A 14,037-nucleotide genomic window follows, 5' to 3' on the forward strand; every position below is an offset into this window, starting at 1 on the left:
CTTAGAATAGCTATCCTATAAAAGATTCAATTATTATTTATTAAATTATAATTAATTAATGTATTGCTTTATTTTTAACCAAAGATAAAGAGTGTCAAAAAGCAGGATCTTCAATATTAATCAATATGATAAACTGTAATTCAGTTTGAAAGTTAAATTATGCATCATTAATCTTTTATTAGTAGCAATGAGTTTTTTTATCAAAAGATTAATCTAATTAGTATTAAAATAAAAAAATAGAAGGTAAAAACCAAACATAAACAACAGATAAACAAAAAACCAGAAGGAATTTATTCTGGTTTTTGATTGCTTTATTAAATTATATGATAATAAAGTTCTTATTTACTAAACTCTTTAAAAGCACCCATGGTGTTAGACGCATACATAACTGAAGGGCCTCCGCCCATATAAATAGCAACACCTAATGCTTCAGCAAGTTCTTGTTCTGTTGTACCGAGCTCTACAAGTGTTTTTGTATGAAAACCAATACAACCATCACAACGATTTGCAACAGCAATCGCAATAGCGATCAATTCCTTCGTTTTTGCATCTAAAGCACCTTCTTTACCACCCGCTTTTGTCGTGCTCATAAAAGCTTTCATTACGTCTGGAATATTTTGAGACAATGTCCCCATGTTGCTGGCAATGTCTGTTACTATTTCTTTGTACTTGCTCATTTTTGATCCCTTACAATATATTTATTTATATAATATAAAAACATAATATCAAATTATATAATCTAAGCAAGTCAATTTAATCTAAGGTGATCTTTTCTATTATGATAGTTACCGAAAAAGAGGTTTAAAGTGTCTATTTTAGATGAGTGGGCTGAACGCCATATCGAAAAAGCATTACAAAAAGGAGAACTTTCGTCACTTAAAGGCGAAGGAAAACCGTTGATCCTTGATGATAATAGCCATGTTCCAGAGTCATTGAGAGCAAGCTATCATTTATTAAAAAATGCAGGTTTTTTACCCCCTGAAATGCAAGATAGAAAAGAAGCCTTATCTCTAGCTGAGATCCTAAGCACACTAAATGGAACAGGAACAGAACACGAATCACTGCAAAAACGTTTGGCATTACTTGAGTTGAAATTGCAACAGGCAGGATTAAATACTCAATTTTTACATGCAGACTATGCTACACAACTAACAGAAAAATTGGCAAATCATAAAAAAGAAACCGATCAAAAAGAATGAAATTTCAAAATAGAAAAAGCTTATACATCCTTGTATAAGCTTTTTTCATCGCAGAAAATTAACCTGCTGTTGGAGAATAGTACGTTGGTGAACCTGGCCCTACAGGTAAGTTAAATACAAATACCCATAAGTAGAATAATAATGACCAACCAATTAAGAAAATAATGGAATATGGCAACATCATAGAGATCATCGTGCCAATGCCTGTGTCTTTCTTATATTTTGTTGCAACGGCTAATATCAAACCAAAATAACTCATCATTGGTGTAATGATATTAGTGACAGAATCTCCTATTCGATAGGCTGCTTGGATTGTCTCTGGTGCATAACCTGCAAGCATTAACATTGGTACAAAGATAGGTGCGGTTACCGCCCATTGTGCTGATGCTGAACCAATCATTAAGTTAATAAATGCACAGATTAAAATAAACCCTAAGAACAGTAATCCACTTGGCATATCAATGCTATTAAGTAGTGCTGCACCCTTAACAGCAATAACCTGACCGATATTTGTCCAACCAAAGAACGCAACAAACTGAGCCGCAAAGAAAATAATCACTAAATAGAGCCCAAGCGTACTCATCGAATTCGCCATAGCATCAACGATATCTTTATCTGTACGCATTGTCTTAGCAATCCATCCATAAACAATACCCGGAATTGCAAAGAATAAGAAAATAAAGACAACAATAGATTTTAAGAAAGGAGAATTACCAATTAGCCCTGTCTCTTGGTTTCTCAATATGCCGTTTTCAGGAACAACCGTTAGCGCTAAAATCGCCCCCATAATAATAAAGGTTCCTGTTGCCGCCCATAATGCTCTTTTTTCTAGTGGTGTAACTTCAGCAGCATTCCTTAAATCATTTTCTTCATCATCAAGTTCATTACCGTTATAAGGCCCTAGTTGAGGCTCAACGATTTTTTCTGTAATGAAGTAACCTAAGAAAGTAATAAGGAATGTACTGACAAACATAAAGTACCAGTTTGCTTCAGCACCAACGATATAAGTTGGATCTATAATGCGCGCTGCTTGCTGCGTAATACCTGATAATAATGGATCTATCGTCCCTAAAAGTAAGTTAGCAGAATAACCACCAGAAACCCCTGCAAATGCAGCCGCTAAACCAGCAAGAGGATGCCGTCCTAACGAATGGAAGATAATTGCTGATAACGGTATTAGTACGACATAACCTAATTCAGCCGCAGTATTAGACATAATACCGGCAAAAACAATTGCCATAGTGGTCATTTTACGTGGCGCTTTCATTACCACTAAACGCATAACCGCAGATAATAAACCTGCACGTTCAGCAATACCGACACCTAATAACGCCACCAGCACCGTACCTAATGGTGCAAACCCTGTAAAGTTTGTGACAATATTTGCCAATATACGACGAATACCATCTGCATCTAGCAGACTAATAATGTGAATATAGCCATCTTCTGCGCGTCCTTTGGCACCTTCTGGTCGGGGATCTTGTACCGTAACACCGAAGTATTCACCAACTGCAGAAGAGACAAGTAAAATAGCAATTAAAATAATAAATAAAATAACGGGATGGGGTAGCGCATTTCCAAGCCATTCCACTGTGCGTAGAAAGCGACTGCCTCCCTGTTTTTTTGTTTGCATCATTTATCCTTTTTATAAAAAAAACAGAAAATGCACAGTACACAACCCTTTTTATTATGACTATCTGTTAATACTATTTATAAGCACATTATTTTAGATAAATACCAGTGTAAAATTATCAAATTAAATATTTTTTATGTTAATAAACAATAAAATAAAAGAAATTAATACAATTTCAGATCACTTACATTAAAATTAATTTATAATATCTAAAATTAAAAAATGTGCATAAGGTAACATTTTTTAACATATTTGTGATTATTTATTAACCCATGATAGATAAAAATACCTTAAATTAATAATCAGAAACGATTAAATACTCAGGTAAACCTGATAGTAACGGTTGTAATTACTATAAAAGAAAAAACAATGACGAATAAATGGTCAGATTAGGTTAAAACTTTAGATTATTTGTAACATTTGCAAGTGATTTTGCAGTAGATATTGAACGTATTATTATACATAGAATAAAGAATTGCTGGTCTAAAAAAGAAAATTAGAAATCGTAAAATAGATATAAAAAAAACTATGTCGTAGATATTTTAAAGATAAAAAAAGAGGGTAAGAATAACCTTACCCTCTTTATCTACCACTCAATGAGAAAATCTTTGTTGATTAGAAGATAATATCTGGCGTAGATTCCGCCGTAAAGTATATACACTTACTTGCGTGTCTATCTTCAATCTCTTCTTCAATATGAAAACAATCTTCAAAAAACCAGTAAATGGGCGTTTTTAAATAGATGGCCAATATCACAAGGTAACTCAAATCTATTTTATTTAATCCACGCTCATAACGTGAAAACTGTTGTTGGCTAATTCCTAATTTATCGGCAATGTGGACGCCGGTATAGCCAAGCTCTTTACGTTTTTTCTGTATTCTTTTACCAACTAGCTCATTCACATTGATGTTTATAAGATCATAATCCATCATGCTTTAACCTTATATAACCGACTATGGTAATGTTAAAATAAGCGCACCAGAGCCTGAGAAAAATCCTGCATCAACACGACCATTTGTATGTAATACAGAACTGACTGATACCGATGTCGCTCTACCTTTAGGAACAAAAATAATTGCGCCGTCTTCCCCTGGATATTCCCCATTAAGGGTTCCTAAATATAAATTTGCATATAAGCTATTATCTGAGCGTAAAGGTATACGATCGCTGACCATACCTGTTGCAATCACTTTTACACTCATATCTTTATTGCATGTGATATTGATATTTTTTGAACGGCGTGCATTATTTAATTCGTTTTCATTAATTTCGCCATAGTCTAAATTCACTGAACCATCAATGATTTGACAAGCACCCACTGGAGGAGGCGCTATACCACAAGAGGATCCAGGCAATAGACGGCCACTCTTAGCAATACCACTTGACTCTTCTTGATAAAATAATCCCACACATTCCTGAAGAAGAGAGGGATCAACCCCTCTGTGTACGGCTTTTCTAGGGCCATAAGGTAACGCTAATTTAGCCAAAACGGCTTCGCGTAATTGTTCCATAGTGCGATAATTTTGTGCATTATTTAATATCACTTTTGTTGCTGTACCGCCTGAACCATCAGCTTCGTGTCGGTGGTTAATCGTGATATAACATCTTTTCGTTCCATAACATGGATTTAATGTAGAGGGAGGTTCTGGATCCCAACGTTGAATAATAAAGGTGTAGTCAGCACCTTTTGCACCAACAAGCTTAGATTCAGTTATATAAGAGAAAATTGCCGCCATTGATGATGTTGAAAATAACATCATCATACTAAATACAAATAATGCTGATAATCGTTTTGGGGTAAACATATTAACCTCAATCTTAAGGATTAATCATAATTCAGGTGGAATGTGGCTATTGCACTAAAACGGCCTCGTTTTATTGATTCATTGGCAATAGCATTAGGCTCTGCTTGTATAAAGGCTCGAAACCTTAAAATCGAATCCCCTGAATTTAAGGCGATATTGCTGGTTTCTTGATTAATCCGTAGCGGTGTACCATCTGAGTTTTCTAATCCGATAGCAATACCTTCAGCTTGGCTTCCGGCACTTAAAGCAAGAAACCCCTGCCCAACCATTGCCTGATTTTCAGTACCACTAAATGTCACTCTCACTTTTTTATTAATCGAAAGATCACATTCTGATAAATGAATTTGAAAGTTTTGGCTATTTGTTCTTCCTGCACCAATATAGAATGTTTTATCAGGCACATTACCGAATTCAAGTGAAATGGTTTCATCACCCGGCTTAATCACACAAGGTTCATCAACCAATGTGCCATAAAGTCGCATATTATTCGGTGCTGCATTGGCTGTTGTAAATATTCCTATTAAAAGCGTAAGCCCGCAAATAACAGGAAGCGACAATGTTTTAAGCTTCATTTTCACACTCCTATTGATATTCTGCGAGCAACGTTGCTGTTACTTCAAATGGACCTTCTACTAAGGTACTTCCCGGTTTTTTTACCGGAACAGCTTGAATAATAGGTGGCTTATCCGGTGAGATAACAAAGCGCTCATTTAAAATAAAAGGCTCACCATTTCGCGTCATATGAATGGCTAAATCTGTAATATTGGTTTGTAATCCTGCATCATCAAACTGACTTTTAGGACCAATAATAGAAAGCCCCAAATCCCATCCTTTAATATTGGGATCGCACTTTAATCTATAATTAACTGGTTGGGTGTAATTAATCCCGTCAATTCTATGAATACCAACATTGTGACCAAAATAAACTTCAATTAAGTTATTATCTTCAATCACACAAGGAGGCGGAATTAATAATGTGCCAAATAATTTCATATTAGGTTCATCTGCTGCGCTCACTGATAATGGGGCTATTACAAGTAGAGTCATCAAACAAACATTTTTCAATTTGCTATACATCATTCAGACTCCTTACTGGTATTCCACACGAAGCGTTGCAGTAGCACTAAAATCACCGCCCGTTAATTTTGCTGAATAATCACGAACAGGAATTGCTTCAAGAGTAGGAGCATTAGGATAAGTAAAGTTTATCGTCTGCCCTAAACGTAATGTTTTATTTTGATAAAGAATACGAACCCCTAATCCTGTGATATTAGTTCTTAACGCATTGCTATCAAAACCTGTACTATTGCCACCTACCGAGATTTTCATCATATTAGTTGGCATTTTTGTACATTCAACTTTATAGACAACAGGCTGTTTATAGTTGCTACCATCAATTCTGGTACTCATTATCTCACCAAAATTAACCTCAACCATTTGCCCATTATTAATAACACAAGGCGGAGGAGCGATAACATAACCTGTAATATTTACAGGAACCATGCCTGGTGAAACGCTAACCGCTTTAGGTGCGAACATACTTGATGATGTATTTGCAACAGCAGTCGAACTCAGGACACCAGTAAATGTTGTCATTAATAAAATCAACACTGCTTTGCTTGTGTTAAACCGCTGTTCCATATCCATAAATAAACCTATTAATTTCCGATTGCTGTTTCTACAACCTTGCACTCATTACCACTACAACTAAATTTCAAACGAGGGCGTCCACCATAATCGTTGATATAACTTAATACCGGTGAGGCACCAAGTGTAGAGGCTTTCAAATTAAGGTCCGCACTACTTTTTGGATCAACCATTAAAGGCGTAAACCCGGTAATACTTTCACCTTTTAACCCAGTTAACCCATCAACGATTGTTACAAAGTAAGGGGTTGGATTATTAACTTGATAGGTATCCCCTTTTTTCGTTAGGGTAATTTTTTCCTGCCATGGATTTGTTAAATCCGTTTGTGTCGCATAAATCGCAGTAGGGCGATAAAACAATTTAATTCGTGTTTGTAATGCAATTTGCAGTACATTTGGCTTATCACTACGTGGTGGAATCTCACGCAAGTTAAAATAGAACACACTTTCCCTGTCTTGAGGCAATTTAGATACATCAGGCAATGCCTGTATTTTTATTTGGCTTTTATCACCTGGTTCAATACGTTGAATCGGTGGCAGCACGATTAATGGACTTTCCACTTTTTGTCCATTTACATCTTCCATCCAACCTTGAGCTAAATAAGGCAGATCTTTATTTTGATTACTGACATTAAGGCTAACTGATTTATCAGCTCCATTAAAAATGACACGAGTTCTATCCAATGCAATCGCAGCAATAGCTTGTTGAGTAAATACCATGCCCGTCAATAATGTGGTTGCTACAATGAATGAGCGCTTTAATAACATCATCTTTAATTACTCTTTTGTTTATAAAATCGTTTAATTTTCCCTTCTCAACCTTCAGTTTTAATTAACTGTGGTTGAGATGGTGATTCAGTTCTCTCTTGTGCAGAATAAGAGATTGATGGAGTGTCCCCACACGTTAATAATAGAGAAGAGATAAAGAAACCTTCATCTAATTGAGGTACTTGTACTTCACATTGTTTTTTACCACTCCAACGTACATCTAAAATATCACCCGAATTTATTCCACTTAAATAAACATTACCGCTATCATTCACAATACCCAGCTCTCGTCCTTTTGCTGTAGTAATGCTAGCGCCAAATGGTGGGTAACTACCGTCTTTCAAGCGAATAATCGCCATCGCTTTTTGCCCTGAAATAACGTCAAACTCACGGTAGCCGATTGCCCCTTCTGTTAGGGTTAATTGTTGAATTGAACGCACGGCATCAACATCATCAGGTAATTTATCTAAATCAATTGTCGCACTACTACGATAGTAATTATTGATATCTGGCAGTACTGCTTTACCAAAATAGTTAGTATGGCTCACAGCCCCTAAACTTCTAACCGGCACATCAGCCACACCATTAGTATCAACTAATAAACGCGCGGCACCTGGCATTGCGGTACGATGGAATGCTCCACCTTTTGCTGTTAACGTTGCTCCACCTTGTAAAGAAAGTGACGCTGAGGTATTTTCACCTTGAGTATGACTCGCACTTGCTGTTACCAGTGCTGTATCCCCATAACGCGTATAATAAGCATCAGCAGATGGACGACCACGGCTACTTAACCCTGCACCTAAGCGATAGTTATTATTATCATCAAGGCGGTCAAAATAACTTACATTATGTGAGTTACCATGCTTATTAATGACCGTGTTATAACTAATTGTCGCTTTATCACTCCATGGCATACTAACATTCAGATAAACACCATCATCATTCGTGCCATTAAATTTGTTGCGATAAGCAGATAAATTAAAATTGATATTTTTAAAACTACCAATATCCATAAATTTAGATAAAGATAAGTTGTAATAATCGTTATTGGGTTTATTCCAATAGGTTTGGTGATTATAATTAAGATAAGCGCTCATTCCCCAGTCTGGGAATTGCTTACTTAATGTAATCGTATAAAGTTCTTTATTATTATCGCGATTGTTATCACGATAACGACGATCTAAATATTGATCCATACTCATAAAATCACGTTCAGAGAAACGATAACCAGCGAAAGTTACCTGACCATTAATAGCCTCAAAACGTTTAGAGTAACTCACTCGATAAGAGCCACCATGATAGCGTTTATCATCATTTGGAATTTTTGCCCAAGAGTGCGTCGCATCAAATGAAATGGCTCCTAATGCCATCAAATCACGACCAATACCTAAAGAAACAGAGTTATAATCTCCCGCAACTAATGAGCCGCCATAGAGTGACCAACCATTGCTAACCCCCCATGAAAACTCACCCATTGCAAAAACGGGCCCTTCTGTCTTGTGATCCATATCAGAAGGTTTACCTGCTGATAATTTATATTGCACTCGACCCGGACGTGTTAGGTAAGGGATACTTGCTGTATCCATTTGATATTCTTGTACTGAGCCATCCTGCTCTTCAACGCGAACATCCAACTTACCACTGACGGCATCATTAAGATTTTGAATACGGAATGGACCCGGTGCGACCTGTGTTTCGTAGATCACACGACCTTGCTGACTAATTGTCACTTTCGCATTCGTTTTTGCAACACCAGTTACTTCAGGTGCATAACCTCTTAAATTAGGAGGCAACATCTGATCATCTGTTAATAAACTGATACCTGTGAAACGGAAGTTATCAAAAATATCAGAGCGCGAATAAGTCTCACCCATAACAAGGCGAGCCCCCCACTGGGTTATTGCTCTATAAAGATAATATTGACTCCAATCCCAATTATTCTCAGTACTACCACTCACACCTGTTGTGTGTTGATAGTTTGCTTGCCAATCAGCACGAAAACGCCAAACCCCTAAATTAGCACCCGCAGTACCGCTACCCGTAACTTGTTGTCTTTGTTTGCCATTATTGGGATCGGTTACATTTGCATTCAGGTTATAGTCAAAAATAAGTCCTGAAATACCTTCATCCCAACGAGAAGGTGGATCCCAATCTTCAGTAGCATACTCAACATAGGCTTGAGGAATAGTCACAATAAAACTACCTGCACCTAAGTTAGTACTTGTTGTCATACCAGGTATCGATGACTCATCAAGACAGGCACCGCCATCTTTCCAAGTTACCGCTTTGAGCCACTCGGGTTTTAACGTAAATTGATTCACTAATTCGCGAGGAATACAAGGAATACTCGCTTTAGGATCATTTTCGGGAACAATATAATTAATGGTATAGAGATCCGGTAATTCATTATTGTTAACTTTAACAATAAATTCATACTTACCGGGCATAATATAACCAGCACGAGAGAAATCAGATAAGTCGATATTTTGCTTATCTTTTAGATCAAGAATATCAGAGTTAAACTCAATATCACCGGCTGCAAATGCCATGCTAGAGGCGCTGGCCATGCCAGCAATAATTAAATAGATCAGTGCTGCAACAGGTCGAATTGTATGCTGATTACTCTTTTTTTCTGCTTTTATTGAAGCAGTTTTGAATGATTTAGCCATAAATAATCCAACCAATCCATTTAATAATATTCGAGTTTAAAACGCAGGGTTGCTTGATAATTACCTGCTCGTGGAATGTCATTATTTTTAACAAGTCGTGCTTGATACAACAAAGACAACGATTTAGTATCGATATCCACAGGAGGTAAAGGCTTCCCTGGTATTGCCAATCTTCCATAACGGTCAGCAATAGCTAACGAAGCACCTTTCGCGTCGCCGAAAAGTTGGAATAATCCGTTCTGTGCAGGGCCTTCAAAAGTAGCAATAAAACGAGGACGTTCAGCTTGTGTACCTTTTTGGTCAACAAGGGAACATTCTGTTAATCGAATAGAGAAATATTCAATAGGTCCTTGGCCTTCAACGGCTAAGGTCGGAATAGACACAGTACTTAAAGAGATAACTTGCTCTCGACTTCCTGCCGAAATAGTACATGTTGGCTCTAATATAGAACCTTGTAGACTCACTACACCGAATCGCTGATGTGATTTTACATCTTGTTTTATGTCAGTCACTGCTATTACAGGCTTAACAAACAATCCTGTTGCAACAAGTAATAATAGTGACACCATTTTGCGATTCATTATTTTCTACTCCATAAGATAAACCATAAAATAAAACTAAAAATGAAGCCCTATACATCCTTATACAGGGCTTAAAAACAGATCTATTATTGGTAAGTTAATGCGAAAGTTGCGATCGCAGTAAAGTCACCAGGTACAGCTGCATCTGTTGCAGAACCTTGTAAGTAAGCAGCAAAGTTCAGGTCATTTGAACCATCACGAATAGTTTGAGCTTTTGTTGGTTCACCTAATTTAATTTGTGTACCACCAGCATCTGTAATAACAACAGCTGCGTTTTTAGCTAAACCTTCGATACCTAAAGAACCAGGCAGAATAGCCGCTGCTTCAGCACCAGTGAAAGTTGTTTGAACTGTTTTATAAGTTTCAGTAGAGCATTGAAGTAATTTAATTTTAAATGTGTTAGATACGCTACGGCCGCCATCTTTCAGTGCATTTGCTGAAACTTGTCCTAATGGAACACGTTGGTCACCTGAGTTAGGATCAATTGAACATGGAGCATCGATGATTGAACCCCAAAATTCTACAGTACCATGACCTTGATCAGCAGCGAATGCAGAACCAGCAGCAACAGTTAAGCCTAAACCTAAAACTAAACCTAATTTATTTAATTTCATCTTTATGTTTCCTGAAAATATAAGAACGAAGATATTTAAAATAATAAAATTCAATATAAGCAAATTGCTTAAATGAATGACACACTAAATAGAGTTTCTATATTTTGATAAAATTCACCCAGCCAATTTCATATTTAATTATGAAATTAGATAAAGGAATCGCATCAAGTTGGATATATTATTCTCTCCGGTTTTATTTAAGTCAAACCACCCAAATTTCATTAAGTCTATTTTTATTAATTTACTGATATTATGTGTATTTTTTACATTTACATACAAAATATTACTTTTTCAAAACACCTCAAACGGATTTTAAAACCAAAACATTACTCCTAAAAAGAGTAATTTAAGATTTAAATTTTAACAATTTGAAATTTAAAGTGAAAAGATCTGATTGTCTTTTTACGAATAGGAATAATATCCAGTTAAATAACATTTCCTGATTTATCTATTTTAACGCAATATAACCAAATGTTTACATAATGAAACAAATCAAATTTAACTAATTGAATTATAAGAAGATCAAAATAATGAATTTGTTAATTTATTTATTATCATTATTTACTCTCATACAAAAAGCACATTAAATAAGCCTTTTAATGATACTCTTAATTTGAATTAAATATTAAAAATAGAATATCGAAAATATATAACTCATTGTATTTAATGGATTAATTAATAATTACATTTTTTATAATCACATATGTTTATAATATAAAACATAAAAAGTTCAAAAAAAACGTAACCAATTGATTTTAAATTAGTTATACAAATAAGATAATCAAGAATGGAATATTTTGGTAATAATTTAACACTTGAATGTAAGTATTTACACTTAGGAAATTGATGTCAAAAAGTGAGTTTTTTGTACAATTTATATTTTTTGATTCAGAACCATCTCGCAATTTAACTAACTGATAATTCAAAAAAGAAATTCGTGTAACGCCCATTTTTTCCTCAAAAAAAAACAAGATTTTAATCATTTGATTAAGAATGGTTACACGTTTTTTGGGTAAATTTTTTAATGTATTTATTAAGGACTGCTTCAAATATTTAAATTATTTATTTATTAAATTATTGACTATTTTACGTATTACTACTAATTTTATTATTAGCTCATTCATATTATTGCATTCCCATAGAACCCACATATTTTTATCCAAACAGAAACACAATAAAATACACTTTTTTTACATTATAAACATATTGAATTAACATTACTCAGATAATGCGTATACATTTTAGTCATTATTACTCGTTTTTTTAATTATCAAATACTTTTCAATAAGAATATTGGCGTTTTTTTATATTTCAGATAAATTAGGAATTGTTTTACCTTATTTGAATAAAATTAACTCTTTCTAGAATAGTTAATTAATTCTAAGAAGTAAGTTTTAAGGTATATATTGGAAATAACCTTTTATCGACCGAATTATAATAAGTTAATAAATTAAATAAAAATGAAGGATTACATTAATAATATTTAATTATTCAACAAATTGTCTCTTAATAAGAATATCATTATTGGAAGATCTTTATTTAATAAATAAAATTAATATTATTTATCTTTTTCATGATGCAATAAAAAAAAGGCATGTATAGCCTAACAAAAGTCAAAATTTGTCAAATACTCGTTTTAAGAGTATTCCTACCCCGCATTCCAAGAAAAATCCCTGTTTTAGATAATTATCATCATCATAAAATGATAATTTTACCGTTATGACCAATTTTCGTCTCTTATAAAAAAGTAAAAATTGATTATCTATATCTGCTCTTTTGGCTGATTGTGCGATTAATAACTCAAGTTTGGCTAACAGCACTTAGTCTTTTTTGCATAAAAAAAAGCAGGGATGCCCCTGCCTTACCAATTTGGTAATCAATCAAAGAATAAGCATACGCTTTAAAACACCAATTTTGAGTATCCTTTAGTAATATGCACTAGTATGAAAAAACATCAGGTGTTGCTTCAGCGATGATATTGCTACATTTATCAATGCGCGAATGTTCTGATGAAGATTTTGGTATAAAACAGTCTTCAAAAAACCAATAAATAGGTGTATTAAGATAATTGGCTAATAAAACAAGATAACTTAAATCAATTTTATTCATGCCACGTTCATATCGAGAGAATTGCTGTTGGCTTACACCAATTTTTTCAGCAATTTGCATACCGGTGTAACCTAATTCTTTACGCTTTTTCTGAATTCGTTTTCCAACTAACGCATTAACATCAATATCTGTAAAATCGTAATTCATCATATATCCACCTATTATCATGATTAAGGCATCGTTAAAATAATTGAGCCCGAACCAGAGAAATAGCCCGGTGCAACGCGACCATTCGTGTGTAAAATTGATTTAACCTCTACAGGTATGGTTCCATTTGCAGGAACATCAATTACTGTACCTTTTTCACCAGGATAATTATCAAGAAACAAATCGGCATAAAGGCTATTATCAGGTCGCAATGGTACTCGGCCACTGTCTGAGCCTGATGCAATAACCAGAACTTTCATTGCTAAATTACAAGTCACATTAATATTTTTAGCTCGTGTTGCATTTTCTAAACTAACTTCGTCAATATCACCATAATTAAGGTTTACAGCCCCTTCTGTTATTTTGCATGCACCAACAGGTGGTGGTGCAATCCCACATAGTGATCCCGGTAATAAACGTCCATTTGGTGACCAGCCTCCTTCCTTAGATTCATAAAATAGCCCGACACATTCTTGGTTTGAGGTAAGCGGATCACCAACATGTCGCGCAGTGCCTTGTATTGGAAAACTTTCCATTCGCATTACCGCATCACGAACGCCAGCTAAATAACGCTCTTTTTCAACACGGACAATGCTTCTTACTGCAGATCCTGGAGAACCATTAGCATCATGCTTATGGTTAATTGTTATCCAGCATTGACTCCAGCCATAACAAGGATTTGGAGTGTAAGGATCTTCAGGATCCCAGCGTTGAATAACATAGGTATAGGTTGCATTTGCTGGTGTTCCTGTTGATTCGGTTATATAAGAAAAGATAGATGCCATTGCGGGTGCCGAAAACAACAAACCTATTGCAATACATAAAGCCGGAAATCGCTTTAATATGGACATATAAAACCTCAACC

The 14,037-nt window shown here is 35.0% G+C and carries 14 protein-coding genes; 1 reads left to right on the plus strand and 13 read right to left on the minus strand.

The features are described from left to right. Positions 1-338: 338 nt before the first annotated feature. Positions 339-677: a carboxymuconolactone decarboxylase family protein gene (locus QSH13_RS11725; protein WP_109397013.1), complete on the minus strand. Its 339-nt coding sequence runs from the start codon at positions 675-677 to the stop codon at positions 339-341. A 129-nt stretch (positions 678-806) separates the two neighbouring features. On the opposite strand from QSH13_RS11725, the gene QSH13_RS11730 reads away from it, so the two are divergent. Continuing rightward, entirely contained in the window at positions 807-1,199 is a 393-nt protein-coding gene (locus QSH13_RS11730; protein WP_196544865.1) for a DnaJ family domain-containing protein, read from the plus strand. A 58-nt stretch (positions 1,200-1,257) separates the two neighbouring features. On the opposite strand, the gene QSH13_RS11735 is transcribed toward QSH13_RS11730, so the two are convergent. From QSH13_RS11735 to QSH13_RS11790, 12 genes are all read right to left on the minus strand, one after another. Then, positions 1,258-2,832, minus strand: coding sequence for an AbgT family transporter (locus QSH13_RS11735; RefSeq protein ID WP_109397015.1), 1,575 nt, complete (start codon positions 2,830-2,832; stop codon positions 1,258-1,260). A 615-nt stretch (positions 2,833-3,447) separates the two neighbouring features. Continuing rightward, the gene (locus QSH13_RS11740; protein ID WP_109397016.1) at positions 3,448-3,765 is read right to left on the minus strand and encodes a helix-turn-helix domain-containing protein; all 318 of its coding nucleotides are present in this window, start codon (positions 3,763-3,765) and stop codon (positions 3,448-3,450) included. Positions 3,766-3,786: 21 nt separating this feature from the next. Further along, entirely contained in the window at positions 3,787-4,638 is an 852-nt protein-coding gene (locus QSH13_RS11745; protein WP_109397017.1) for an MrpH family fimbial adhesin, read from the minus strand. A 20-nt stretch (positions 4,639-4,658) separates the two neighbouring features. Next, positions 4,659-5,210, minus strand: coding sequence for a fimbrial protein (locus tag QSH13_RS11750; protein ID WP_109397018.1), 552 nt, complete (start codon positions 5,208-5,210; stop codon positions 4,659-4,661). Positions 5,211-5,220: 10 nt separating this feature from the next. After that, a complete protein-coding gene (locus QSH13_RS11755) occupies positions 5,221-5,685 on the minus strand; it encodes a fimbrial protein (protein WP_369961648.1) in 465 nt (154 codons plus the stop codon). Between the two features lie 42 nt (positions 5,686-5,727). Continuing rightward, entirely contained in the window at positions 5,728-6,285 is a 558-nt protein-coding gene (locus QSH13_RS11760) for a fimbrial protein (protein WP_286039157.1), read from the minus strand. A gap of 11 nt (positions 6,286-6,296) precedes the next feature. Then, complete coding sequence (locus tag QSH13_RS11765) at positions 6,297-7,055, minus strand: fimbria/pilus periplasmic chaperone (protein ID WP_109397021.1); 759 nt, start codon at positions 7,053-7,055, stop codon at positions 6,297-6,299. A gap of 44 nt (positions 7,056-7,099) precedes the next feature. Further along, positions 7,100-9,721 carry an outer membrane usher protein gene (locus QSH13_RS11770; RefSeq protein ID WP_109407073.1) on the minus strand — a complete coding sequence of 874 codons (2,622 nt, stop codon included), beginning with the start codon at positions 9,719-9,721 and terminating at the stop codon, positions 7,100-7,102. A 20-nt stretch (positions 9,722-9,741) separates the two neighbouring features. Further along, positions 9,742-10,302 carry a fimbrial protein gene (locus tag QSH13_RS11775; protein WP_109397023.1) on the minus strand — a complete coding sequence of 187 codons (561 nt, stop codon included), beginning with the start codon at positions 10,300-10,302 and terminating at the stop codon, positions 9,742-9,744. Positions 10,303-10,388: 86 nt separating this feature from the next. Beyond that, a complete protein-coding gene (locus tag QSH13_RS11780; protein ID WP_109373867.1) occupies positions 10,389-10,916 on the minus strand; it encodes a fimbrial protein in 528 nt (175 codons plus the stop codon). A gap of 1,938 nt (positions 10,917-12,854) precedes the next feature. Further along, positions 12,855-13,175 (minus strand): helix-turn-helix domain-containing protein, encoded by a 321-nt coding sequence (locus QSH13_RS11785; protein WP_109397025.1) that lies wholly within the window; start codon positions 13,173-13,175, stop codon positions 12,855-12,857. Between the two features lie 20 nt (positions 13,176-13,195). Then, on the minus strand, positions 13,196-14,023 hold the full coding sequence (locus tag QSH13_RS11790) for an MrpH family fimbial adhesin (protein WP_109397026.1): 828 nt from the start codon (positions 14,021-14,023) through the stop codon (positions 13,196-13,198). Positions 14,024-14,037: the final 14 nt, after the last annotated feature.

This window comes from Proteus faecis (assembly GCF_030286765.1).
GTDB classification, from domain to species: domain Bacteria; phylum Pseudomonadota; class Gammaproteobacteria; order Enterobacterales; family Enterobacteriaceae; genus Proteus; species Proteus faecis.

Bases quoted from the DNA above. Each gene is read 5' to 3' on its own strand.
- QSH13_RS11765 (WP_109397021.1), bottom strand. From the start codon at position 7,055: ATGATGTTATTAAAGCGCTCATTCATTGTAGCAACCACATTATTGACG.
- QSH13_RS11770 (WP_109407073.1), bottom strand. From the start codon at position 9,721: ATGGCTAAATCATTCAAAACTGCTTCAATAAAAGCAGAAAAAAAGAGT.
- QSH13_RS11755 (WP_369961648.1), bottom strand. From the start codon at position 5,685: ATGACTCTACTTGTAATAGCCCCATTATCAGTGAGCGCAGCAGATGAA.
- QSH13_RS11780 (WP_109373867.1), bottom strand. From the start codon at position 10,916: ATGAAATTAAATAAATTAGGTTTAGTTTTAGGTTTAGGCTTAACTGTT.
- QSH13_RS11760 (WP_286039157.1), bottom strand. From the start codon at position 6,285: ATGGATATGGAACAGCGGTTTAACACAAGCAAAGCAGTGTTGATTTTA.
- QSH13_RS11735 (WP_109397015.1), bottom strand. From the start codon at position 2,832: ATGCAAACAAAAAAACAGGGAGGCAGTCGCTTTCTACGCACAGTGGAA.
- QSH13_RS11725 (WP_109397013.1), bottom strand. From the start codon at position 677: ATGAGCAAGTACAAAGAAATAGTAACAGACATTGCCAGCAACATGGGG.
- QSH13_RS11785 (WP_109397025.1), bottom strand. From the start codon at position 13,175: ATGATGAATTACGATTTTACAGATATTGATGTTAATGCGTTAGTTGGA.
- QSH13_RS11790 (WP_109397026.1), bottom strand. From the start codon at position 14,023: ATGTCCATATTAAAGCGATTTCCGGCTTTATGTATTGCAATAGGTTTG.
- QSH13_RS11750 (WP_109397018.1), bottom strand. From the start codon at position 5,210: ATGAAGCTTAAAACATTGTCGCTTCCTGTTATTTGCGGGCTTACGCTT.
- QSH13_RS11740 (WP_109397016.1), bottom strand. From the start codon at position 3,765: ATGATGGATTATGATCTTATAAACATCAATGTGAATGAGCTAGTTGGT.
- QSH13_RS11745 (WP_109397017.1), bottom strand. From the start codon at position 4,638: ATGTTTACCCCAAAACGATTATCAGCATTATTTGTATTTAGTATGATG.
- QSH13_RS11775 (WP_109397023.1), bottom strand. From the start codon at position 10,302: ATGAATCGCAAAATGGTGTCACTATTATTACTTGTTGCAACAGGATTG.